Annotated in this window: 21 protein-coding genes and 1 tRNA gene; 15 read left to right on the top strand and 7 right to left on the bottom strand. The window is 63.6% G+C overall.

What is annotated here, in order from left to right; all coding sequences use genetic code 11:
• Nucleotides 1–6: 6 nt before the first annotated feature.
• Genes V6E02_RS09460 through V6E02_RS09485 form a run of 6 tightly spaced genes read left to right on the top strand, consistent with a single transcriptional unit; the run spans nucleotide 7 to nucleotide 4,798 of the window.
• A complete protein-coding gene (locus V6E02_RS09460) occupies nucleotides 7–423 on the top strand; it encodes an ExbD/TolR family protein (protein WP_347308548.1) in 417 nt (138 codons plus the stop codon).
• Between the two features lie 6 nt (nucleotides 424–429).
• Nucleotides 430–1,182, top strand: a complete 753-nt coding sequence (gene tolA, locus V6E02_RS09465) for a cell envelope integrity protein TolA (RefSeq protein WP_347308549.1) — start codon at nucleotides 430–432, stop codon at nucleotides 1,180–1,182.
• Complete coding sequence (gene tolB / locus V6E02_RS09470; RefSeq protein WP_430626795.1) at nucleotides 1,166–2,500, top strand: Tol-Pal system beta propeller repeat protein TolB; 1,335 nt, start codon at nucleotides 1,166–1,168, stop codon at nucleotides 2,498–2,500. The genes tolA and tolB overlap by 17 nt, the downstream gene beginning before the upstream one ends.
• Before the next feature lie 30 nt (nucleotides 2,501–2,530).
• Nucleotides 2,531–3,064: a peptidoglycan-associated lipoprotein Pal gene (pal, locus tag V6E02_RS09475; RefSeq protein WP_347308551.1), complete on the top strand. Its 534-nt coding sequence runs from the start codon at nucleotides 2,531–2,533 to the stop codon at nucleotides 3,062–3,064.
• Nucleotide 3,065: 1 nt separating this feature from the next.
• Nucleotides 3,066–3,860, top strand: a complete 795-nt coding sequence (gene ybgF, locus V6E02_RS09480) for a tol-pal system protein YbgF (RefSeq protein WP_347308552.1) — start codon at nucleotides 3,066–3,068, stop codon at nucleotides 3,858–3,860.
• 8 nt (nucleotides 3,861–3,868) lie between these two features.
• Entirely contained in the window at nucleotides 3,869–4,798 is a 930-nt protein-coding gene (locus tag V6E02_RS09485) for a histone deacetylase family protein (protein WP_347308553.1), read from the top strand.
• On the opposite strand, the gene V6E02_RS09490 is transcribed toward V6E02_RS09485, so the two are convergent.
• The 5 genes from V6E02_RS09490 to rplU form a co-directional block, all read right to left on the bottom strand.
• Nucleotides 4,771–5,283 (bottom strand): O-acetyl-ADP-ribose deacetylase, encoded by a 513-nt coding sequence (locus tag V6E02_RS09490; RefSeq protein ID WP_347308554.1) that lies wholly within the window; start codon nucleotides 5,281–5,283, stop codon nucleotides 4,771–4,773. The genes V6E02_RS09485 and V6E02_RS09490 overlap by 28 nt on opposite strands.
• Nucleotides 5,283–6,404, bottom strand: coding sequence for a glutamate 5-kinase (gene proB, locus V6E02_RS09495; protein ID WP_347308621.1), 1,122 nt, complete (start codon nucleotides 6,402–6,404; stop codon nucleotides 5,283–5,285). The genes V6E02_RS09490 and proB overlap by 1 nt, the downstream gene beginning before the upstream one ends.
• Nucleotides 6,405–6,498: 94 nt before the next feature.
• Nucleotides 6,499–7,530: an Obg family GTPase CgtA gene (cgtA, locus tag V6E02_RS09500; RefSeq protein ID WP_347308555.1), complete on the bottom strand. Its 1,032-nt coding sequence runs from the start codon at nucleotides 7,528–7,530 to the stop codon at nucleotides 6,499–6,501.
• A 102-nt stretch (nucleotides 7,531–7,632) separates the two neighbouring features.
• Nucleotides 7,633–7,893: a 50S ribosomal protein L27 gene (rpmA, locus tag V6E02_RS09505; protein WP_347308556.1), complete on the bottom strand. Its 261-nt coding sequence runs from the start codon at nucleotides 7,891–7,893 to the stop codon at nucleotides 7,633–7,635.
• A gap of 11 nt (nucleotides 7,894–7,904) precedes the next feature.
• Entirely contained in the window at nucleotides 7,905–8,216 is a 312-nt protein-coding gene (gene rplU, locus V6E02_RS09510; RefSeq protein ID WP_347308557.1) for a 50S ribosomal protein L21, read from the bottom strand.
• 345 nt (nucleotides 8,217–8,561) lie between these two features.
• On the opposite strand from rplU, the gene V6E02_RS09515 reads away from it, so the two are divergent.
• The 6 genes from V6E02_RS09515 to V6E02_RS09540 all read left to right on the top strand — a co-directional run bounded on the left by V6E02_RS09515 (nucleotide 8,562) and on the right by V6E02_RS09540 (nucleotide 13,389).
• Complete coding sequence (locus V6E02_RS09515; RefSeq protein WP_347308558.1) at nucleotides 8,562–8,732, top strand: hypothetical protein; 171 nt, start codon at nucleotides 8,562–8,564, stop codon at nucleotides 8,730–8,732.
• Nucleotides 8,733–8,932: 200 nt separating this feature from the next.
• Entirely contained in the window at nucleotides 8,933–9,901 is a 969-nt protein-coding gene (gene ispB / locus V6E02_RS09520) for an octaprenyl diphosphate synthase (RefSeq protein ID WP_347308559.1), read from the top strand.
• A 46-nt stretch (nucleotides 9,902–9,947) separates the two neighbouring features.
• Nucleotides 9,948–10,024, top strand: a tRNA-Pro gene (locus tag V6E02_RS09525).
• 176 nt (nucleotides 10,025–10,200) lie between these two features.
• Nucleotides 10,201–10,428, top strand: coding sequence for a PP0621 family protein (locus tag V6E02_RS09530; protein WP_347308560.1), 228 nt, complete (start codon nucleotides 10,201–10,203; stop codon nucleotides 10,426–10,428).
• 10 nt (nucleotides 10,429–10,438) lie between these two features.
• Nucleotides 10,439–12,031: a sensor histidine kinase gene (locus tag V6E02_RS09535; RefSeq protein ID WP_347308561.1), complete on the top strand. Its 1,593-nt coding sequence runs from the start codon at nucleotides 10,439–10,441 to the stop codon at nucleotides 12,029–12,031.
• Nucleotides 12,028–13,389, top strand: a complete 1,362-nt coding sequence (locus tag V6E02_RS09540; RefSeq protein ID WP_347308562.1) for a sigma-54-dependent transcriptional regulator — start codon at nucleotides 12,028–12,030, stop codon at nucleotides 13,387–13,389. The genes V6E02_RS09535 and V6E02_RS09540 overlap by 4 nt, the downstream gene beginning before the upstream one ends.
• Nucleotide 13,390: 1 nt before the next feature.
• On the opposite strand, the gene V6E02_RS09545 is transcribed toward V6E02_RS09540, so the two are convergent.
• On the bottom strand, nucleotides 13,391–15,883 hold the full coding sequence (locus V6E02_RS09545) for a glycogen/starch/alpha-glucan phosphorylase (RefSeq protein WP_347308563.1): 2,493 nt from the start codon (nucleotides 15,881–15,883) through the stop codon (nucleotides 13,391–13,393).
• A gap of 54 nt (nucleotides 15,884–15,937) precedes the next feature.
• Nucleotides 15,938–16,939 carry a sodium:calcium antiporter gene (locus tag V6E02_RS09550; RefSeq protein WP_347308564.1) on the bottom strand — a complete coding sequence of 334 codons (1,002 nt, stop codon included), beginning with the start codon at nucleotides 16,937–16,939 and terminating at the stop codon, nucleotides 15,938–15,940.
• A gap of 45 nt (nucleotides 16,940–16,984) precedes the next feature.
• On the opposite strand from V6E02_RS09550, the gene V6E02_RS09555 reads away from it, so the two are divergent.
• The 3 genes from V6E02_RS09555 (at nucleotide 16,985) to fdnG (ending at nucleotide 21,033) form a co-directional block, all read left to right on the top strand.
• On the top strand, nucleotides 16,985–17,317 hold the full coding sequence (locus tag V6E02_RS09555; protein ID WP_347308565.1) for a thioredoxin family protein: 333 nt from the start codon (nucleotides 16,985–16,987) through the stop codon (nucleotides 17,315–17,317).
• The gene (ampD, locus tag V6E02_RS09560; RefSeq protein ID WP_347308566.1) at nucleotides 17,314–17,871 is read left to right on the top strand and encodes a 1,6-anhydro-N-acetylmuramyl-L-alanine amidase AmpD; all 558 of its coding nucleotides are present in this window, start codon (nucleotides 17,314–17,316) and stop codon (nucleotides 17,869–17,871) included. The genes V6E02_RS09555 and ampD overlap by 4 nt, the downstream gene beginning before the upstream one ends.
• A 90-nt stretch (nucleotides 17,872–17,961) precedes the next feature.
• Complete coding sequence (gene fdnG, locus V6E02_RS09565) at nucleotides 17,962–21,033, top strand: formate dehydrogenase-N subunit alpha (protein ID WP_347308567.1); 3,072 nt, start codon at nucleotides 17,962–17,964, stop codon at nucleotides 21,031–21,033.
• Nucleotides 21,034–21,043: the final 10 nt, after the last annotated feature.

Consider the following 21,043-nt stretch of genomic DNA (forward strand, 5'->3'; position numbering starts at 1 on the left):
AACCCCATGAGCCGCCGTCCCCGCCGCCAGATGAACCAGATCAACGTCGTGCCCTTCATCGACGTGATGCTGGTGCTGCTCATCGTATTCATGGTGGCCGCCCCCCTCATCAACCCTGGACAGATCGAGCTACCTCGGGTCGGCCAGCAGCTCAAGCCGCCGGTAGCGCCGCTGGAAGTGATCATCCAGGCCAACAACAGCCTCAAGCTGCGGGACCGTTCCAAGCCAGGTGGAGAGATCCCCATCAGCCGCCCGGACTTGGTACAGGCGATCAAGGCCAAGCAGGCTACGAACCCGGAGCAAGCGGTGGTGATCGCGGCGGACAGGAACGTGCGCTACGAGAAGGTGCTGGAGGTGATGGATCTGCTGCAGCAAAACCAGGTGCGCAAGGTGGGGCTGCTCGCCAAGCCAGCGGGAAGCTGAAGGCCGATGGATACGCGCTTGCCTTCCCCCGGCTTCGATACCCTGCGTGCAGGTCTGCTCGCCCTGCTCGTGCATCTCATGTTCTTCGGTCTGCTCGCCTTCGGCGTGCGTTGGAACCAGCAAGAACCCGAGGCGGTAATGGCTGAACTATGGTCGGAGCTCCCGGTAGCGCCCCGCGCGGCGCCCGCGCCCGTGCCTGCGCCGGCCCACGCAACCCGCCCTGAGCCCCGGCCCGAGCCGAAAGTAGAACCCAAGGTGGAAGCTGCCAAGCCGGACATCGCCCTGAAGGCCCGGCCCGAGCCGAACAAGCCCCAGCCCAAAAAAGCACAGCCCACCCCTGCGAGCGAGCCTAAGCCCGCGCCCAAGCCGGCGATCAGCGAGCCCGATCCTTTGCAACAACAGTTGGCCATGATCGAGCGCCAACAGGCCATGGCGGAAGCGGCGCGCGCGGCGGCGGCCAACCAATCCGTGATCGGTGAGTACAAGGGGCGCATCAAGCGTAAGATACGCAGCCTCCTCAACCGCCAGCCCTGCGGGGACACCAACGTGCAAGTGGAATTCGACATCACCCTGCTGCCCACGGGGCAGCTGCGCAGCAATCCGCTACTTACGCGCTCGAGCGGTATTCCGGCCTGCGACCGTGCGGTGGAATATGCCATCGTCCAAGCCGATCCTCTGCCGGTGCCTCCGCAACCGGAGCTTTTCCAGGCTTTCCGCAATTTGCATCTGATCATCCGTCCCAATGATCCCAATGACTGAGCTTCGCCTATCGCGCCTCTTAATCCGCCTGATTGGGCTATTCGTGGCCGCTTGGCTGTCCACCGCCCAGGCCGCCCTCACCATCGAAATCACGGGTGGGGCCGCTTTGCAGATTCCGGTGGCCATCGCGCCGTTCCAGGGCGAGGAGGCCTGGCGTGACCGCCTCTCCGGCATCATCGCCGCCGATCTCGCCCGCAGCGGCCAGTTCAAGATCGTGAGCACCGCCGGGGTGACGCCCCTGCCACGGCAGCCGGCGGACGTGAAGCTCGCCGACTGGAAGGCGCGCGGCGCGGCAGCGTTGGTGATCGGCAACGTGGTGAGCCAGCCGGGCGGGCGTCTAGACGTGCAGTTCCGGTTGCTCTCCACCATCAAGGAGGATCCCGCCTCGCCGGGCGGCGTCCAGCAGCTCGCGGGCTTCAGCCTGCCAAGTAGCCCCACCCAACTGCGCCTGACCGCCCACCAGATCGCCGACATCATCTACGAAAAGCTTACCGGCGATCTCGGCGTGTTCGCCACCCGTATCGCCTATGTCACCAAACGCGGCGGCCTGTACGAACTGCAGGTGGCGGACTCCGATGGGGTCAATGCCCAGACGGTCTTCAGCTCGCGCGAGCCCATCATGTCCCCGGCCTGGTCGCCGGATGGCACGCGACTGGCCTATGTCGCCTTCGAAAGCAAGAAGCCGGTGATCTACGTGCAGGAACTGGCGACCGCACGCCGCTTTGTCCTAGCCAATTTCAAGGGCAGCAACAGTGCCCCCGCCTGGGCGCCGGATGGCCGCCAGCTCGCCATCGTGCTCACCAAGGACGGCACCTCGCAAATCTATGCCATCAACGCGGACGGCACCGGCCTGAAGCGCCTCACCCACAGCAGCGCCATCGACACCGAACCAAGCTGGTCGCCAGACGGGCGCTATATTTTGTTCACCTCCGACCGTGGCGGCAGCCCCCAGATCTATCGCATGCCCGCCTATGGCGGCGAGCCCGTGCGCCTCACCTTCCAGGGCAGCTACAATGTCACGCCACGCTACAGCCCCGATGGCAAGAGCTTCGTCTTCATCCAGCGCGAGGGCGGCCGTTTCCGCGTGGCCATGCAGGAGATCGCCTCCGGACAAGTGCAAATCCTCACGGACAATCAGCTCGATGAATCCCCCAGTTTCGCCCCCAATGGCAAGCTCATCCTCTACGCCAGCGAGCAGGGTGGCAGAGGGGTGCTGGCCGCAGTATCCAGCGACGGCCGGGTCAAACAGAAGCTCACCACCGAAGCGGGCGACGTGCGTGAACCGGCATGGGGACCCCGCCTCAAATCGCAACCCTGATTTTTTTCACGTAAACGAAAGGAGCACACGATGAAACGACTCAGCCTGGGATTACTCTTGGTCAGCCTGCTAGCCGGCTGCGCCAGCACCGAACCCGCGAAGGAGCAGCCGCGCGCCGCGGTGGAAGATCGCACCGCCCAGCCTACCACTGCTGGCGGCGAAGGTGCAGCGCGCCCTTTGGTGCCACCCACGACCTCGGTGAATCCCCTCACCGATCCCAACAACATCCTGTCTAAGCGCAGCATCTACTTCGACTACGATAGCGACGCCATCAAGCCCGAGTACAAGGCCATCATCGAGGCCCACGCACGCTACCTGTTGGAGCACAAAGCGGCCAAGGTATTCCTCCAGGGTAATGCCGATGAGCGCGGCAGCCGCGAATACAACCTGGCCCTGGGTCAGCGCCGGGCCGATGCGGTGCGCAAGATGATGAGCGTGCTGGGCGTGCCGGAAAGCCAGATGGAATCGGTGAGCTTCGGCGAGGAAAAACCCCGCGCCACCTGCCATGACGAGTCCTGCTGGTCCCAGAACCGGCGCGTGGACATCGTCTATCAGGGCGAGTGATATGGCACGCCGCGCGCGCGAGCTGCTGCTTTTGGTCATGCTGGGTGCCAGTGTGCCCGCCGTGGCGGGCCTGTTCTCAGACGACGAGGCCCGCGCGCGCATCCAGGCCCTGGCGCAGGAAAACCAGAAACTGCGCGAAGACCTCAAAGCCCTGGAGGAACGCGTCGGCCGGCTCGATGCGCAACTCCGCGCCCAAGGCCTCATCGATCTGGTGCAGCAAGTGGAGGGTCTGAAGGCGGAACTCGCCAAGCTGCGCGGCCAGTTGGAGGTCAACAGCCACGCAGTGGAAACGTTGGACAAACGTAGCCGCGATCTGTACGTGGACCTGGACGACCGCCTGCGCAAGCTGGAGACGGGTGCGACCCCGCTAGCGGCACCGGCGGCGGCTGCCGCTGGCACGCCTGGCGCCGCCACCGACACGGGCGCAGAGAGCCGGGCATACGAGGCTGCCTTCAACCTGTTCAAGATCGGCAACTACCAGGCCGCCATCGCCGCCTTCGAAAACTTCCTCAAGACCTATCCCGCAAGCCCCCTGGCCGCCAACGCCCAGTACTGGATCGGCAATTCCTACTCGGCCCTGCGTGACTACAAGACTGCCATCGCAGCCCAGCAGAAGCTCTTGAGTCTCTATCCCAACAGTGCCAAGGTGCCGGATGCCTTGCTCAACATGGCCAGTGCGCAGACCGAGCTGGGCGACCGCGCCACGGCACGCAAAACGCTGGAAGACCTGGTAGCGCGCTATCCCACTAGCCCCGCTGCCGACATTGCGCGCAAGCGACTTAGCAGCCTCAAGTAGCGGGAAACATGGCCACGGCCTTAATCACCCATCCGGCGTGCCGGCGCCACGAGATGGGGTCGGGCCACCCGGAGCGGCCGGCGCGGCTTTCCGCCATCGCCGACGCCCTGGCCGCAGCCGGCCTGGCCCACCGCCTGCTCAAGCTCGATGCACCAGCAGCGGAGGACGAGCAGCTTTTGCGGGTGCATGCGCCCGCCTATTTGCGTCGCATCATCGCCGCTTCACCGGAAACGGGGCTCGTCGCCCTGGATCCGGACACCGCCCTCAACCCCCATTCCCTCATCGCCGCGCGCCACGCCGCGGGGGCCGTAGTGGCTGCCGTGGACGGTGTTGTGCGCGGCGAGCTCACCAACGCCTTCTGCGCCGTGCGGCCGCCCGGCCATCACGCCTGCCGGGAGCGAGCAATGGGCTTTTGTATCTTCAACAACGTCGCGGTGGGTGCCGCCCATGCCCTCACCGCGCACGGTCTGACGCGCGTGGCCATCGTGGATTTCGACGTGCACCACGGCAATGGCACCGAGGAGATCTTCCACGACGATCCCCGGGTGCTTCTCGCCTCCAGCTTCCAACATCCTTTCTACCCCTTCAGCGGGGCGCATTCCGGCAACGCGCACATCCTTCCCATGCCCTTGCCGGCCGGCACCGATGGCCGGGGCTTTCGCCATGTCTGGGAAACCGTGGGCCTGCCGGCGCTGGCGCGCTTCGCGCCGCAACTGATTCTGATCTCGGCGGGTTTCGATGCCCATCGCGACGACCCCCTTGCCGGGCTCATGCTCGTGGAAGCAGATTTCGCTTGGCTTACGCGCGAGGTGCTGGCCATCGCCGCGGCCACCTGCGCCGGCCGCGTGGTCTCCACGCTGGAAGGCGGCTACGATCTGAGGGCGCTGGCATTGAGCGCCGCCGCCCACGTTCAGGAACTGGCGAGCGCCGCCGCGTAGGCACGGCATGCGCGCTCGCTGAAGCAGACGAAATAGACTTTTTCGATCTCGGGATAGTCGTCTAGCGCCGCTCGCACCTCGCGCACGGCGATCGCCGTAGCGCGCGCCAGAGGAAAGCCATAGGCGCCGGTGGAAATGGCGGGAAACGCAATGGTTTTCAACCCTTTCTCGTGGGCCAGCCGCATGCTTTCCCGGTAACAGCTCGCCAACAAGACATCCTCATTCCGGTCACCGCCGTGCCAGATGGGGCCCACGGTGTGAATCACGAAGCGTGCGGGCAAACGGAAGCCGGGCGTAAGGCGTGCTTCGCCGGTGGGACAGCCGTGCAGTTTCTTGCATGCATCGAGCAGCTCTGGGCCGGCGGCGCGATGAATGGCGCCGTCCACCCCGCCGCCGCCCAGCAAGCTCGTGTTAGCGGCGTTGACGATGGCATCCACCGCCAGCCGGGTGATATCGCCCTCGACGATTTCGATGCGGCCGTCCATCACAGGAGAACGAGATTGTCCCGGTGGATGAGCTCGGGTTCGTCCACGTAACCGAGAATGGCTTCGATGCGGCTGGAAGGCTGGCGCAAAATGCGGCGGGTCTCGCTGGCGTCGTAGTTGGCCAAGCCGCGCGCGATCTCGCGCCCTGCCTCATCGACACAGGCCACCACCTCGCCGCGGCCGAAATCGCCGGAAGCCTCCACCACACCGATGGGCAAAAGGCTCTTACCCTCTTCCACCAGGGCACGCACCGCGCCCGCATCCAACACCAGCCGCCCACGCACCTGGAGATGGTCCGCCAGCCACTTCTTGCGTGCTGCCACCTTGTTGGTTTCGTCGGCCAAGAGCTGCGTTCCGATCAACTCGCCCTTGGCCAGACGGACCAGCACGTCCGGCTCGCGGCCCCAGGCGATTACCGTGTGGGCTCCGCTGCGCGCCGCCCGCTTCGCGGCCAGCACCTTGGTGAGCATGCCGCCGCGGCCGATGGCACTGCCCGCCCCGCCCGCCATCTTCTCCAGCTCCGGATCCCCGGCCCGTGCCTCCTGAATCAGGCGCGCGTGGGGATCCTTGCGCGGATCGGCAGAGTAGAGCCCCTTTTGGTCGGTCATGATGACCAGAGCGTCGGCTTCCACCAGATTGGTCACCAGCGCGCCCAGGGTATCGTTGTCGCCGAACTTGATTTCTTCGGTGACTACCGTGTCGTTCTCGTTGATGACTGGAATGACGTTGAGCGCAAGCAACGTGCGCAGCGTCGAGCGGGCATTGAGATAGCGGGCGCGATCGGCGAGATCCTCGTGGGTCAGCAGCACCTGCGCCGTATGCAGACCGTGCTTGCGGAAGCAGGTTTCATAGACCTGCACCAGGCCCATCTGCCCGACCGCCGCCGCCGCCTGCAGCTCATGCAGAGCATGCGGCCGCTTCTTCCAGCCGAGCCGTTGCATCCCTTCGGCGATGGCACCGCTGGACACCAGCAACACCTGCTTACCCATTTCCTTGAGGCGTGCAATCTGGTCCGCCCAGTGGGCGATGGCCTGGGTGTCCAGTCCCTGGCCCTCGTTGGTGACCAGACTGCTGCCCACTTTCACGACCAGACAGCGGGATTTGGCGAGGATGGATGGCATGAGACGCATTATCCCAGATTATCCAAGGGCCCGGCCCGGGCCTTCGATGCAAGAGATCGTGCCTAGCGTCGTAGCGATCAACCCTCAGGCGCGCCTACGCGGACGTGGACGCCGCCCGTTCCCGTTCCAGATACTCGGCCACGGCATGAATCACCTGGTCACAACCCTCGCCACTGATGGCAGCGATGGCAAACCACGGCCCCTCCCACCCGAAGGCTTGCAAGAAGGCATCGATGCGTGCCTGCCGCTCGTGCTGCGGAATCAAATCGATCTTGTTGAGCACCAGCCAGCGGGGTTTCGCGTACAGCGCCGCATCGTATTTGCGTAGTTCCTCGACGATGGCGCGCGCATCGCGCGCCGGATCCACGTTGGGGTCGCAAGGTGCCAGATCGACGATGTGCAGCAGCAGACGGGTGCGCTGTAAATGGCGCAGAAACTGGTGGCCCAGCCCATGCCCTTGCGCCGCACCTTCGATGAGACCAGGGATGTCGGCAATGACGAAGCTGCGTTTCATGTCCACCCGCACCACGCCCAGGTTGGGATGCAAAGTGGTGAAGGGATAATCCGCCACCTTGGGACGCGCTGCCGAAACGGCGCGGATGAAGGTGGATTTGCCTGAATTGGGCAAGCCGAGCAGACCCACGTCCGCCAATACCTTGAGCTCCAGCTTGAGCTGCCGCTCCTGCCCGGGTTCACCGCGGGTGAACTGCCGCGGTGCGCGGTTCGTGCTGGACTTGAAATGCAGGTTGCCCAAGCCCCCCTGCCCCCCCTTCGCCAACAAGGCGCGTTGACCATCCTCGGTGAGGTCGGCCACCAGCTCGCCGGTGTTAAGATCGGTGATCACCGTGCCCACCGGCATGCGTAACACGATGTCGGCGCCGGACGCGCCGTACTGGTCCGAGCCGCGGCCCGGCTCGCCGTTTTGGGCCTTGTGCAAGCGCTGGTAGCGGTAATCGATCAGGGTGTTGATGTTGCGGTCTGCCACGGCATACACGCTGCCGCCGCGCCCGCCGTCGCCGCCATCGGGCCCGCCTTTAGGGATGAATTTCTCGCGCCGGAACGAGGCACAGCCGTCGCCGCCCTTGCCCGCCTGGACCCGGATAATGGCTTCGTCGATGAATTTCATGACTGGACTTACGGCGAACGAAAACGCGGCCGGACAAAAAAGCAAGAGGCCCTATCTCGCAAGATAGGGCCTCTCCCGTCATGTACAAGCGTCGGCTGACAATCAGGCGATGGGCTCAATGCTCACCACGTGCCGTTTCAGGGCGCCCTTGGTGGCGAACTGGACCTTGCCCGCCACCTTGGCGAACAAGGTGTGGTCCTTGCCCATGCCCACGTTCTCGCCGGGATGGAAACGGGTGCCCCGCTGGCGCACGATGATCTCGCCCGCGTTCACCACCTGGCCGCCATAGCGCTTCACCCCCAGGCGTTTCGATTCGGAGTCGCGACCGTTGCGGGAACTGCCGCCTGCTTTCTTGTGTGCCATGGTTTACCTCGTTAGGCTGCGATGCTCTCAATCTGGAGCTCGGTGTAGTTTTGGCGATGCCCCTGGTGCTTCTGGTAATGCTTGCGCCGACGCAGTTTGAAGATCTTGACCTTGGGGTACCGGCCATGGGCCAGCACCTTGGCCCGCACGCTTGCGCCGGGAACGACGGGGTTGCCAACGGTCACCTTGTCACCATCGGCGAGCATGAGCACCTGATCCAGCACCACTTCGCTGCCAATGTCTGCCGGTATCTGTTCTACTTTGAGTTTCTCGCCGGGGGCCACGCGATACTGCTTGCCACCGGTTTTTACGACCGCATACATGGAAATCTCCATCAATCCATTTCGGAAAACGGGGGATTTTACCGAAAATCCCCTGCTTGGTCAAAGACACCAGTGTAGAGGTGTAGAGAGCAAATAAACTGTCCGGACTTGTAGCACGTGGGTTGTCCGGTTTTATTGGGTACCGAGGAGGTGCCTGATGAGACGGATGGAAGTGTGACAGGCGATACGGAAGATGCGATTTGAGGAAGCCTATGGAGGCTGGCGGTGGGGACGGCTTTCGCAAGAGGCGGCAAGGAAAACGCAGTTTCAGCACAGGCTAACCTGCGCCAGCAGGTTAAGCCGCGTAGCGGCGGCCGAAGCTCCACCTGTGTGGCCTTCGAGGGGATGAGGTTGCAAATCCCCACCGACCCTCACCGCATGCATGACGTCAAGGTGAAGGTGCAGGTGCACCGTGACTTGGATGGAAGGATCGCCCTCTTCCACGGCCCACGCTGCCTGGCTCGCTACAATGCCCAAGGGCAGTTGCTCAAACCCAAGTTGCAGACTGCCGCGTAGGTCCGCCGCGGCACCTGACTGTGGGATACCTTCCCACAGGGAACAAGCGGACAGTCTATGTGCCACGAAACCGGGCAGTTCGATTTGTTGACAACAAGACACCAGCCGCCCCGGGCGGCGGCGCGTCGTGAGCCGGATCCTTGCCTTGACCGCAGGCACGGCAACTCCCTACCATACACGTTTATTTTTTGGCCCATTTCGTGCAACTTACGCAAATTCGCCGCTTCATCGAAGCGGACATGCAGCGCGTGGACGCGGTGATCCGCCAGCGCCTGCATTCCGATGTGGTGCTGATCCGCCAGGTCTCGGAATACATCATTGCCAGCGGCGGTAAACGTCTGCGCCCCGCCCTGGTGCTGCTCTCCGCAGGTGCCTTCGGCTACCAGGGCGACCAGCATTACGACCTCGCGGCAGTGGTGGAATTCATCCACACAGCGACTCTGCTCCATGACGACGTGGTGGACGAATCCAGCCTACGCCGCGGCCGGGAAACCGCCAATGCGTTGTTCGGCAACGCCGCCAGCGTGCTGGTGGGTGATTTTCTCTATTCTCGGGCTTTCCAGATGATGGTGGGCGTGCGCAGCCACCGTGTCATGGAAATCCTCTCCGACGCGACCAACGTCATCGCCGAGGGCGAGGTGCTCCAGCTCATGAACTGTCATGACCCGGACATCGACGAGGAACGCTATCTCCAGGTCATCCGCTACAAGACGGCCAAACTGTTCGAGGCGGCTTGCCGCCTTGGGGCGGTACTGGGGGACGCCGACCCGGCCGACGAGGGGGCGATGGCCGCCTATGGCATGCATCTGGGCACCGCCTTCCAGCTCATCGACGACGTGTTGGACTACTCCGGGCAACAAGACGAGATCGGCAAGAACCTGGGTGACGACCTCGCCGAGGGCAAACCCACCCTGCCACTCATCTATGCCATGCGGCAAGGCAACGCCGAGCAGGCGGCGCTGGTGCGCCGCGCCATCGAGCAGGGCGGGCTCGAGGACTTCGCCGCAGTTTCCGCCGCCATCCGGGAAACCGGCGCCCTGGACTACACGCTAACGGCCGCCCGCCGCGAGGCGGACGCCGCCTGCGCCGCGATTGCCCACCTGCCGGATTCAAATTACAAGCAGACCCTGCTAGAATTGGCAGCTTTCGCGGTTTCCCGGAATCATTAGGGCAGCCACGAAGCACGGCGGTGCAGCAGGCCAATGCCATCAAAAACGGGGTGTAGCTCAGCCTGGTAGAGTACTGCGTTCGGGACGCAGGAGTCGGAGGTTCGAATCCTCTCACCCCGACCAAATTCCATTTGACCGGCCACTGCCTTCGCGTGGCGCTGGCTTCCAGCGGTCGTGATGGCGCGCAAGGCCCACCCCGCGTGGGGCTGGCGTGTCTGCCGTGGACCGCCTGGGCCACAGCAAAGATGCTATGATGCCCTGGCTCGCTCCGCCTGCCGGGCGGTCACCGGATTGGTTCCATGCGCCTGCTCATTCTCCTGGTCGGTCTCTTCCTTCTCTATCTGTTCATCAAGAATTATTACCGTAGCCTCAAGGCACCGCCCGCGCCGGGCCAGGCACCGCTAGCTCAAGCGGAAGACATGGTGCGCTGCGTGGTGTGCGGCGTGAATACGCCGCGCAGCGAGGCCATTTTCAGCGGCGGCGAATTCTTCTGCTGCGACGAGCATCGCCAGGCCCGCCGGAAATAGCCTGCGCCCCATGTGGCCCGACGCTTCTGCCCGCCCGCCGCGCGTCAGCGACACTTACTGGCAGTCCCTGCATTATTTCAACCTATACCGGCTGATCGTGGCCGGGGTGATCCTGCTCGCCCACCTGCTTTTGGGCGAGCAGATCCTGATCGGGCGCTATCACCCGACGCTGTTCGTGGCGGCCAGCCTGCTCTATATCCTATTCGGCGGCGTGCTGATGGTGACCACGCACAACCGCTGGCCACGCTTCGAGCTGCAGCTGTCGGTGCAGGTGCTGGCGGACGTGGTCTTGATCGCTGTGCTGATGTTCGCCAGCGGCGGTATGGCAAGCGGCCTGGGGCTCATGCTACTCATCACGCTGGCGGCCTCCAGCCTGGTGGCCCAGGGGCGGCTGGCCATGTTCCATGCGGCGGTGGCAACCCTCGCCCTGCTCACGGAGCAGACCGTCTGGTCCTGGAAGAGCGACGGCAGCGCAGAATACTTTCAGACAGCGTTGCTGTCCGTGAGCTTCTTCGCGGTGGCGGGGCTCGCCCAATATTTGGGCAAGCGACTCTATCTCACCGAGGAACTGGCCCGCCAGCGTGGTCTCGATCTGGCCAACCTGGACCTGGTGAACCAGCTGGTGATCCAGGACATGCAGGATGGCGTGATCGTGGTGGATGGGGAAGGCCATGTACGGCAAGTCAATCCCCAAGCAGAACGCATCCTCGGGCCTCTACCCGGCCCGCGCGGTGCGGTGACCCTGACGCGCTATGCGCCGGAAGTGGCGCGCCATTTCGGCACCTGGCGGGAAAGCAGCGACATCGATCTGCTGCCCCTGCGCGCGGCTAAGACGCGCCCCTTCCGCGTGCGCTTCGTGCCGGTGCGCGGCGACAAGCGCCTGGGAGCAGTGATTTTTCTCGAGGACATGAGCCGTGCCCAGGCGCAGGCGCAGCAGTTGAAGCTGGCGGCATTGGGCCGGCTCACCGCGAACATCGCCCACGAGATTCGCAATCCCCTGTCCGCCATCGCCCACGCCACCCAGCTTTTGCAAGAAGACGGTGAGCATGATGCCACAGCGCGCCGGCTGCTGGACATCATCCGCGACAACACCTTCCGGCTGGATCGCATGGTGCAAGACATCCTGCAACTGAACCGTAAGGACCGCAGCAATCCCGAGCCCATCGCGCTTGCGCCCTATCTTGCGGGCTTTGCCGACGAGTTCGCGCAGGTGGAGAAGATTCCGCGGGAAACTTTCTCGGTGGAATGCGAGCCCGAGCTTAAGCTCGCCTTCGACCGCTATCACCTGCACCAGATCCTGTGGAACTTGTGCCGCAATGCCTGGCGCCATGGATTGAAGCGCGCTGGCAGCATCCGCCTGGTGGGCAGCCGGGGTTTGCATGCCGGTGTTGTACAATTGGATGTCATAGATGATGGGCCGGGCGTCCCCCCCGCAGACCAGGCCCATCTATTCGAGCCCTTCTTCACCACGGAGAGCACGGGTACTGGCCTAGGGCTGTACATCGCGCGCCAGCTCGCCGAAGCGAACCAGGCCAGTCTGGATTACATTGAGCTGGCCCCCGGCGGCCAGTTCCGCATCTGCGGCAAGGAAGAACCTTGGTGAAACGTCCCCAGCGCCCCGCCGGCTCCACGACGCCCCGCGTCCTGATCGTGGACGACGAGGCGGACTTGCTCGAACTGTTGGAACTCACCCTGCTGCGCATGGGCCTAGAACCCCAGCGAGCCATGACCGTGGCAGCGGCGAAGAAGCTGCTCGCCGAGCAATGGTTCGACCTCTGTCTCACAGACATGCGCCTGCCGGACGGCACCGGCCTAGAGCTGGTGCAGCACATCGGCCAGCACCATCCCCAGTTGCCGGTGGCCGTGATCACCGCCTTCGGCAGCGCCGAGAATGCCGTCGCCGCGCTCAAGGCAGGCGCCTTCGACTACCTTTCCAAGCCGGTCTCCCTGGAACAGTTGCGAGCCCTGATCAAGTCGGCGCTCAAGGTGCCGGAGAAAGCTTCCGAGGCGGCTGCGCCACGCACCCTGCTGGGCAGCTCCCCCGCCATCCAACACGTGCGTGCTTTGCTAGACAAGCTCGCGCGCAGTCAGGCGCCGGTGCACATCACGGGCGAGTCTGGTAGCGGCAAGGAACTGGCCGCGCGCCTCATCCACGAACGCAGCAACCGGCGGGACAAACCCTTCGTGGCCGTCAACTGTGGCGCCATTCCCGAAAATCTCGTGGAAAGCGAGTTTTTTGGCTACAAGAAAGGGGCCTTCACCGGCGCCGATGCGGACCGCGAGGGCTTTTTCCAGGCCGCCAACGGTGGCACCCTGTTCCTGGACGAGGTGGCCGACCTGCCCCTTCCCATGCAGGTGAAGCTTTTGCGCGCCATCCAGGAAAAACGCGTGCGCAAGCTGGGCGCAACACAAGAGGATCCCGTCGATGTGCGCATCATCAGCGCCACCCACCAGAATCTCTCGGGGCTGGTGGAGAGTGGCCGCTTTCGCCAGGACCTTTATTACCGGCTGAACGTGATCGAGGTCAGGATGCCGGCACTCAGGGAAATGCGTGAGGACATCCCGGGCATGGCCGAGGCGATCCTCGCGCGGCTGGCGGCGCAAAGCGGTGTGCCGGCGCCGCGCCTCAGCGAGGCCGCCGTGGCCGCGCTTAAGGACTACAGCTTCCCGGGCAACGTGCGCGAGCTGGAAAACATCCTGGAACGGGCGCTCGCCCTGTGCCCGGGCAGCGAAATCGGCCGCGAGGATCTCTATCTCTCGGTGCCGGAAGCGGCACTGGAAGACACGGCGCGGGAACCCGGCGCGAAATGGCCACTGCAGGAATATCTCGACCGCATGGAAAAGGAAGCCATCCTGGAAGCGCTGGAAAAGACCCGCTACAACAAGACCGCAGCGGCCAAGCTCTTGGGCATCACCTTCCGCGCCCTGCGCTACCGACTGGAGCGTCTGGGCATCGATTGATTCAGCGCCGCGGCCGCCGCCGCGGCCGCACCGGCTTCACGTTCCAGATCACCTCGGCGTATTCGCGGATGCTGCGGTCCGCGGAAAAACGTCCCATGCGCGCCACGTTGAGCACCGCGCGACGCAGCCATTCGTCCCGGTTTCGATACACTCGCTCCACTTCCTGCTGGCGGGCCACGTAGTCGGCATAGTCGGCTAAAAGCAGGAAAGGATCGCCCCCCGTGGTGAGGGCATCGAAGATGACGCGGTGGCGCGCCGGCTCTTCGGGTGAAAAGAAGCCGTCGCGGATCATATCCAGCACCTGACGCAGCTCGGCATTCTCCCGATAATGCCACCAGGGGTCATGTCCTGCGGCCCGCAGCGCCGTCACGCCTTCGGTGTCCAGGCCAAAGATGAAGATGTTCTCCGCCCCCACTTCGTTGCGGATCTCGATGTTGGCGCCATCCAGGGTGCCGATGGTAAGCGCTCCATTGAGCGCGAGCTTCATGTTGCCGGTGCCGGAGGCCTCGGTGCCGGCGGTGGAGATCTGTTCTGATAGCTCGGCGGCGGGAATGATGTCCTGGGCAGTGGAAACGTCGTAGTTGGGGATGAACACCACCTTGAGGCGATCCGCCACCAGCGGATCGTGGTTGACCACATCCGCCACGTCGTTGATCAAGCGGATGATTTGCTTGGCCATGCGATAGCCGGGCGCCGCCTTGCCGCCGAAGATCACAGTGCGCGCCAGGTGATCCCCACTGGGATGAGCGCGAATGCGGTTGTACAACGTGATCACGTGCAGCAAGTTGAGCAGCTGCCGTTTGTATTCGTGGATGCGTTTCACCTGCACGTCGAACAGGCTGTCGGGATTCACCGCGATGCCCAGACGCTGCGCAATCGCCTCTGCGAGCCGCCTCTTGTTGGCCTGCTTCACCGCACCGAAGGCTTGGCGGAAGGCCGCATCCTCGGCCAGGGGCTCCAGGCGTTTGAGCTGCTCAAGATCCTTGAGCCAGCCATTGCCGATGCGCGCGCAGATCAGACGCGCCAAGTCCGGGTTGGCCTGGTTGAGCCAGCGGCGCGGCGTGATGCCGTTGGTGACGTTGACGATTTTGTCGGGCCATAGCCGATGGAAATCCGCGAAGATGGTCTGGCGCATCAGTTCGGTGTGGATGGCCGCCACGCCGTTGACCTTGTGGCAACCCACCATGGCCAGATGGGCCATGCGCACCCGCTTCGGACTAGACTCCTCGATCAGCGAGACGCGCCGCAAAAGCGCGTGATCGCCGGGATGGCGATGGGTGACTTCGCGCAGGAAGCGGTGGTTGATCTCGTAGATGATCTGCAGATGACGTGGCAGCACCCGCTCGAACAGGGGCACCGGCCAGGTCTCCAGCGCCTCCGGCATCAAGGTGTGGTTGGTGTAGGAAAACACCCGGCGCGTGATGTCCCAGGCATGGTCCCAATCGAGTCCGTGGCCATCCACCAAGATGCGCATCAATTCCGCGATGGCGATCGCGGGATGGGTATCGTTGAGCTGGATCGCCACCTTGTCCGGCAGCGCGTCGAATCCCTCGTGGTGCTTGGCGTAGCGGAACAGGATGTCCTGTAGCGAAGCCGAGACGAAGAAATACTGCTGCTTGAGCCTAAGCTCCCGGCCCATTTCCGTGGTGTCGTCGGGATAGAGTACCTTGGAGAGATTCTCCGACTCGTTCTTCTCCTCCACCGCCTTGATGTAGTTGCCCTCGTTGAAGTAGCCCAGGTCGAAGTCGCGCGTGGCCTTGGCCGCCCACAGGCGCATGTTGTTCACCGTCTCGGTGGCATAGCCCGGGATGGGGGTGTCGTAGGCCATGGCCATCACGTCGTCGGTGTCCACCCAGTGGTGGCGTAACCGCCCCTCGGCATCGGCGTACTCCACCACCCGGCCATGGAATTTCACCTGATAGAGCACCTCCGGCCGCGGAAATTCCCAGGGGTTGCCGTAGCGCAGCCAGTTGTCCGGATGCTCCACCTGGCAGCCGTTCTCGATCTTCTGGGTGAACATCCCGTACTCGTAGCGGATGCCGTAGCCATAGCCCGGCAGCCCCAAGGTGGCCATGGAATCGAGAAAACACGCCGCGAGCCGCCCTAGCCCGCCGTTGCCCAGGGCCGCGTCGTGTTCGATTTCGCGGATGGCGGCGAGATCCAGGCCCAGGTTTTCCACCGCCGTGCGGAAGGCCGGCTCACAGCCCATGTTGAGCACGCTGTTCATGAGGGTGCGGCCCATGAGGAATTCCATGGACAGGTAGTACACGCGCTTGGTATCGGCGCGGTAATAGCTGCGCATGGTTTCCATCCAGCGCTCGATGAGCCGCTCGCGCACCGCCGCCGCCGCGGTGTAGAACCAGTCGCGCTGGGTGGCGGTGAGGGGATCCTTGCCGATGCTATAGACGAGATGATTGGAAAGGGACCGCCGCCAGCCTGCGGCGTCCATGCCAGGGCGGTCCAGTTCCAGGTCGGTCAGGGGATTACTGGCCATGCCTGCCTCCGGTCGTTGCGCACGGAGACAGTAGCGGCACAGCGAGACCGTGCTTTAGACCAGGGCGATGGCGAGGTAAGTCGCGTAGAGCAGCCCGTTCAGCCACAGATGCCACAGGCGCAACTGGCCGCGGGTGAGCATGAGACGCAGCCAGAGGGCGGCGACGAAGGTGATGATGACGCCGGCAAGCACCGCCCGCTCCGGCGCCCAGGGCGTAAGCGTAATGCCGATGGCGGGCAGCAGGGTGCCCTGGAACACCATGGCGCCCGTGATGTTGCCGAAGGCGAGGGTGTCCTTGTGGCGGCGGATCCAGAGGATGCTGTTCACCTTCTCCGGCAGCTCGGTGGCGATGGGGATGATCATCAGGGAGAGCAGCAGGGGCGACCAGCCCATCAGCCGGGAAGCCTCCTCCACGCCGTGGATGAAGCCCTTGGCACCGGCGATGAGCAAGCCAAGCCCCAGGGCCAGTTGCAGCAGGATCACCAGCAAATTCTCAGGCAGCCCGAGCCGCGCGAGAAACATCTTCTCATGGGCCTCGGTGCCGTGGCCGTCTTCCACTAGTTTGGCCGAGGCGCGGAAGGTGAGCATGAGATAGACGAAATAAATCATGACCATCACCGCCGCCAGGGTCACCCGCACCACCGGCAGATCATGGGGCACGAACAGGGCCACCGCCGCCAGGGCAAAGGCCATCAGAAAGAAATTGAGATCACGGGCAAGCCCCGTGCGCTCCGGCGTCAAATGCCCCCGCGGCCCCCGCCGCTTGAGCACGGCCACACTCATCAGGAACAGGGACAGGGTGGAGAGCATCAGCGGCGCGCCGAGGATGGCACCCACACCGATCTCCTCGTTCAGCTTCTGGTTCGCGGTGCCAGCGAAAATGGCGAGCAGGGGCACCAGGGTTTCCGGCAGGGCAGTGCCCACCGCGGCGAACACCGAGCCGGTGACGCCTTCGGATATACGCAGCCGCTCCCCCAAGTGCTCCAGGGCATTGGTGAACACTTCCGCCGCGACGAGAATCACCAACAGCGCAACCAGCAATTGGAGGAGAACCATGTCTGTTTTCCGTGGATCGTGGAGGAGCGCATTATACTTGGGGCGATGCTCCCTTCACTCACCGAGTTTGACTATCACCAGCGTCTCGCTGCCACGCCCGGGCCTGCCCTGGTGTTGTTTTCGAGTCCCGACTGTGGCGCCTGCCGCGTGGCGGAACGCCTGCTCTCCCACGCGCTCGCAGGGCGGGTGACCTGCTACAAAGTGGACGTACAGCAGGCCACCGCCCTTGCCCGCGCCTTCGACCTGTTTCATCTGCCCGCCTTGTTCCTGTATCGGGATGGGCATTTTCATGCCGCGCTCCGTAGCGAGCTCACAGCAGAGGCCTTGCGTGCGGCCCTCGACGCGGCGCTGGCCTCACCTCCCCAGGAGGAACCTTGAGCCTCTTGCGCCTCGACGCCGGCGGCTGGATCGAGGGTGTCAAGCGGGTGCCTTCGCCTAATTTCGACGCCCGCCCGCCCGGCGAAGCCGTCACCCTGGTGGTGATCCACAACATCAGCCTGCCGCCGGGAGAATACGGCGGCCCCGGCATCCTGGAGCTTTTCACCAACCGCCTCGACTGCGCCGCCCACCCTTATTACGAAGCCCTGCGTGATCTGCGCGTATCCGCCCATTTCCTCATTCGCCGAGACGGCGAGCTGGTTCAGTTCGTTTCCACCCATGACCGCGCCTGGCACGCGGGGGTCTCTTGCTTTCGCGGGCGGGAGCGCTGCAACGATTTCTCCATTGGCATCGAGCTGGAAGGCAGCGACTTCGAACCCTTCACCGACGCCCAGTACACCGCGCTCTCCCACCTGCTGCCGGCCCTGGCCGCCACCCATCCCATCCGCGACATCGCCGGACATGCCGACATTGCCCCGGGACGCAAGACCGACCCCGGCCCCTTCTTCGACTGGAGCCGGTTGCCGCCTGCTTTTTGCATCGTGAAAACGTAATTTAAGGCTTGCAATCAACGACACGCATGCTAACAATGAAGGAAGCTGGTCCGACAGAAAGACCAGACGGGTCAAATCACAGGAGGCAACATGAACATCACCAGGCGCCAGTTCTTCAAGATCTGCGCCGCGGGAGTGGGCAGCGGCAGCATCGCCGCGCTCGGGTTCGCTCCGGGCACGGCGTTGGCCGAGGTCCGCGAATTCAAACTCGCGCGCGCAACCGAAACCCGCAACACCTGCCCTTATTGCTCAGTCGGCTGCGGCATTTTGATCTACGGCTTGGGCGACAAATCCAAGAATGCCCACAGCAAGATCATTCACATCGAGGGCGATCCGGACCATCCGGTCAATCGCGGCACTCTGTGCCCCAAAGGTGCAGGCCTGCTCGACTTCGTGCGCAGCGAAAACCGTCTGCTTCATCCGGAATATCGCGCGCCTGGCAGCAAGGAGTGGAAGCGCATCTCGTGGGATGAGGCCTTCACCCGCATCGCCAGACTGATGAAAGACGACCGCGACAAGAACTTCATCGCCAAGAACGACAAGGGCGAAACGGTGAACCGCTGGGTCACCACCGGCATGCTCGCGGCTTCCGCCTCCAGCAACGAAACCGGCTACCTGACGCAGAAGATCGCGCGTAGCCTGGGGATGCTCGCATTCGACAATCAGGCACGTGTCTGACACGGCCCGACGGTGGCAAGTCTTGCCCCGACGTTTGGCCGCGGTGCGATGACCAATCACTGGGTCGACATCAAGAATGCCGACCTGATCTTAATCATGGGTGGCAATGCCGCCGAGGCCCATCCCTGCGGGTTCAAATGGGTGACGGAAGCCAAGGCGAGACGCGGCGCCAAGCTGGTGGTGGTGGATCCCCGCTTCACCCGCTCGGCGGCAGTGGCGGATTTCTACGCACCGATCCGCGCCGGTTCGGACATTGCCTTCCTCGGCGGCGTGATCAACTACCTGCTCTCGCACGACAAGATCCACCACGAGTACGTCAAGAACTACACCGACTTCACTTTCCTGGTGAAGGAGGAGTTCGCCTTCGAGGATGGCATCTACTCCGGCTACAACCCGGAAAAGCGCAGCTATGACAAGTCCACCTGGGGCTACCAGATCGGCAAGGACGGCTACGTCATCACCGACCCGACCCTGGAACATCCGCGCTGCGTTTATCAATTGCTGAAAAGGCACTACTCGCGTTACACGCCGGACATGGTGTCGCGCATCTGCGGCACGCCCAAGGATGACTTCCTGAAGATCTGCGAGATGATCGCGGAGACTTCCAGACCCGACAAGGCCATGACCATCCTGTACGCCTTAGGCTGGACCCAACACTCCCAGGGCTCGCAGATGATCCGCACCGCCGCCATGGTGCAGCTGCTGCTGGGCAACATCGGCGTGGCGGGCGGCGGCATGAATGCGCTCAGAGGCCACTCCAACATCCAGGGGCTTACCGATCTGGGCCTGCTGTCCAATCTGCTGCCGGGCTACATGACCCTTCCCGGTGACGCGGAGCAGGACTACAAGACTTACATCGAGAAGCGAGCCTTGAAGCCGCTGCGGCCCGGCCAGCTGTCCTACTGGCAGAACTACGGCAAGTTCTTCGTCAGCACCATGAAGGCGTGGTACGGCGACGCCGCAACGGCGGAAAACGACTGGTGCTACCACTGGCTGCCCAAGCTCGACAAGGGCTACGACATCCTGCAGGTGTTCGAAAACATGAACCAGGGTAAGGTCAACGGCTATATCTGCCAGGGCTTCAATCCGCTGGCCTCGGCACCGTGCAAGGTCAAAGTTGCCAGCTCGCTGGCCAAGCTGAAATATCTCGTGATCATCGATCCGCTGGCCACGGAAACCTCCGAGTTCTGGCAGAACCACGGCGAATACAACGACGTCGATCCAAGCAAGATCCAGACCGAAGTGTTCCGCCTGCCTTCCACCTGTTTCGCCGAGGAAGACGGCTCCCTGGTCAGCTCCAGCCGCGTCTTGCAGTGGCATTGGAAAGCCGCCGAGCCGCCAGGCGACGCCAAGAGCGACCAGGAAATCCTGGCCGGCATCTTCCTCAAGCTGCGCGAGCTGTACCAGAAGGAAGGCGGCGCCTTCCCCGACCCCATCCTCAACCTCACCTGGAAGTATCGTCAACCGCACGCGCCGGCGCCTGATGAACTGGCCAAGGAGTTCTCCGGCAAGGCGCTGAAGGATGTGACCGATCCAAAGGATCCAAGCAAAATCTTGGTGAAGGCCGGTGAACAGCTGAACGGCTTCGCCGAGTTGCGCGACGATGGCTCCACTGCCTGCGGCTGCTGGATTTTCTCCGGCGCCTGGTCGGAGAAGGGCAATTTGATGGCGCGGCGCGACAACTCGGACCCCTTTGGCATCGGTCAGACGCTGAACTGGGCCTTCGCTTGGCCGGCCAACCGCCGTATCCTCTACAACCGCGCGTCCTGCGACCTCAGCGGCAAGCCCTACGATCCGAGGCGCAAGCTCATCGCCTGGGATGCGTCCAGCGGCAAGTGGAGCGGCTCCGACATTCCCGACTTCAAACCGGACTCCGCGCCGGAAGAGGGCATGGGCCCCTTCATCATGAACCCCGAAGGCGTAGCGCGCTTCTTCGCCGTCGACAAAATGGCGGAGGGCCCCTTCCCCGAGCACTATGAGCCGATGGAGTCGCCGCTGCCCAACAACCCGCTGCATCCCAAGAACGAGCGGGCGCGTTCCAACCCGGCGGCACGGGTGTTTAAGGAGGACTGGAACAGCTTCGGCAAGCCGGACCAGTTCCCCTATGTCTGCACCACCTATCGCCTCACCGAGCACTTCCACTTCTGGACCAAGCACGTGAAATTGAACGCGATCGTGCAGCCGGAGCAGTTCGTGGAAATCGACGAGGAGCTGGCCAGACAGAAAGGCATCAAGGCCGGCGACCACGTGCGGGTGAAATCCAACCGCGGCTTCATCGTCGCGGTGGCGGTGGTCACCAAGCGCTTACGCACCCTCGATGTGGACGGCAAAAAGGTGCACACGGTAGGCGTGCCCATCCACTGGGGCTTCATGGGCTTGGCTAAGAACGGCTATATCACCAACAGCCTGACGCCCTTCGTCGGCGACGCCAACACTCAGACGCCGGAGTTCAAGTCCTTCCTGGTAAACATCGAGAAGGTATGAGGAGGCGGCC

The sequence above is a fragment of the Thiobacter sp. AK1 genome (assembly GCF_039822265.1).
Classification (GTDB): domain Bacteria; phylum Pseudomonadota; class Gammaproteobacteria; order Burkholderiales; family Thiobacteraceae; genus Thiobacter; species Thiobacter aerophilum.

Excerpts from the sequence above, each read along its gene's own strand:
- V6E02_RS09460 (WP_347308548.1), top strand. The coding sequence starts at position 7 with ATGAGCCGCCGTCCCCGCCGCCAGATGAACCAGATCAACGTCGTGCCC.
- tolA (WP_347308549.1), top strand. The coding sequence starts at position 430 with ATGGATACGCGCTTGCCTTCCCCCGGCTTCGATACCCTGCGTGCAGGT.
- tolB (WP_430626795.1), top strand. The coding sequence starts at position 1,166 with ATGATCCCAATGACTGAGCTTCGCCTATCGCGCCTCTTAATCCGCCTG.
- pal (WP_347308551.1), top strand. The coding sequence starts at position 2,531 with ATGAAACGACTCAGCCTGGGATTACTCTTGGTCAGCCTGCTAGCCGGC.
- ybgF (WP_347308552.1), top strand. The coding sequence starts at position 3,066 with ATGGCACGCCGCGCGCGCGAGCTGCTGCTTTTGGTCATGCTGGGTGCC.
- V6E02_RS09485 (WP_347308553.1), top strand. The coding sequence starts at position 3,869 with ATGGCCACGGCCTTAATCACCCATCCGGCGTGCCGGCGCCACGAGATG.
- V6E02_RS09490 (WP_347308554.1), bottom strand. The coding sequence starts at position 5,283 with ATGGACGGCCGCATCGAAATCGTCGAGGGCGATATCACCCGGCTGGCG.
- proB (WP_347308621.1), bottom strand. The coding sequence starts at position 6,404 with ATGCCATCCATCCTCGCCAAATCCCGCTGTCTGGTCGTGAAAGTGGGC.
- cgtA (WP_347308555.1), bottom strand. The coding sequence starts at position 7,530 with ATGAAATTCATCGACGAAGCCATTATCCGGGTCCAGGCGGGCAAGGGC.
- rpmA (WP_347308556.1), bottom strand. The coding sequence starts at position 7,893 with ATGGCACACAAGAAAGCAGGCGGCAGTTCCCGCAACGGTCGCGACTCC.
- rplU (WP_347308557.1), bottom strand. The coding sequence starts at position 8,216 with ATGTATGCGGTCGTAAAAACCGGTGGCAAGCAGTATCGCGTGGCCCCC.
- V6E02_RS09515 (WP_347308558.1), top strand. The coding sequence starts at position 8,562 with ATGAGGTTGCAAATCCCCACCGACCCTCACCGCATGCATGACGTCAAG.
- V6E02_RS09530 (WP_347308560.1), top strand. The coding sequence starts at position 10,201 with ATGCGCCTGCTCATTCTCCTGGTCGGTCTCTTCCTTCTCTATCTGTTC.
- V6E02_RS09535 (WP_347308561.1), top strand. The coding sequence starts at position 10,439 with ATGTGGCCCGACGCTTCTGCCCGCCCGCCGCGCGTCAGCGACACTTAC.
- V6E02_RS09545 (WP_347308563.1), bottom strand. The coding sequence starts at position 15,883 with ATGGCCAGTAATCCCCTGACCGACCTGGAACTGGACCGCCCTGGCATG.
- V6E02_RS09550 (WP_347308564.1), bottom strand. The coding sequence starts at position 16,939 with ATGGTTCTCCTCCAATTGCTGGTTGCGCTGTTGGTGATTCTCGTCGCG.
- V6E02_RS09555 (WP_347308565.1), top strand. The coding sequence starts at position 16,985 with ATGCTCCCTTCACTCACCGAGTTTGACTATCACCAGCGTCTCGCTGCC.